The sequence below is a fragment of the Slackia equolifaciens genome (assembly GCF_003725995.1).
Classification (GTDB): domain Bacteria; phylum Actinomycetota; class Coriobacteriia; order Coriobacteriales; family Eggerthellaceae; genus Slackia; species Slackia equolifaciens.
In genome coordinates this window covers 1-825 of sequence record NZ_QIBX01000044.1, presented here as the reverse complement: position 1 = coordinate 825, position 825 = coordinate 1, and the positions used below count along the sequence as shown (strand labels likewise).

Here is an 825-nt window from a genome sequence, read left to right as displayed (position 1 = left end):
TCCTGTAGAGTGTCCATGGTGGCCGTTGCCTTTCTCTCGAATCGGTTACCTTCGCAACGATCGATTCTAGGCAATGGCCGCTTCTCCTTCAAAGCGGCCCGTGACACCAACTTTCGGCACGCGATCCTCTTTCCGGGTCGCCCGGTTCGAAAAAGGCGTCATTAGCACTTTTTCAGGGGGTCCGGTTTGAGCTGTATCTTCTTTCTGGACACGGAGTTGCCCAAAATCCCCGCAGGGGGCAATCTTCAGGCATCGAGAAGGCAGGAGGCCGACATGGACGGAAGAAGGCCGGGAAGGCCCGCGAAGTACACCGAGGAGTTCAAGGCGAACGCCGTCGACTACTACCTCCAGAGCGGCAAGACCCAGCGCGAGTGCGCCGACGACCTGGGCGTCCCGCACAGGACGATCGGGAAGTGGATCCAGGCGCGCGGCCTGACCGACGACGAGCGCTCCCAGGCGGCCGAGGTCCGGGCGCTGCGCAAGGAGGTCGAGCGGCTGAGGATGGAGAACGAGTTCCTAAAAAAAAGCGGCCTCCTTCTTCGCCGCGAACCAGGGGTAGCCGAGCGCTGCCGCCTGATCGAGGCGGAGGAGGGCTCCTTCCCCGTCGGGGCGATGTGCCGCATGCTGGGCGTGCCGCGCTCGAGATTGGATTGGCTACACTTAACGGGACAGTTTCATGAGGACCTTCGGAAGGAGGGGGGGGGGCATGGCCGACCCGAAGCACCCCCGGCGCTTCACCGACGAGTTCAAGCGCCAGATCGTCGACCTGTACAACGCTGGCAAGCCGCCGTCCGAGATCGAGCGGGAGTACGATCTGGGCCACTC

Annotated in this window: 1 protein-coding gene and 1 pseudogene; both read left to right on the top strand. The window is 63.0% G+C overall.

From position 1 onward, the window contains the following. Nucleotides 1–273: 273 nt before the first annotated feature. Nucleotides 274–498 (top strand): annotated as a pseudogene (locus DMP06_RS11930) (transposase); the annotation flags it as partial. Between the two features lie 208 nt (nucleotides 499–706). Beyond that, nucleotides 707–825, top strand: a 119-nt coding sequence (locus DMP06_RS11365) for a transposase (RefSeq protein ID WP_148042534.1), incomplete at its 3' end; no start/stop codon positions are given.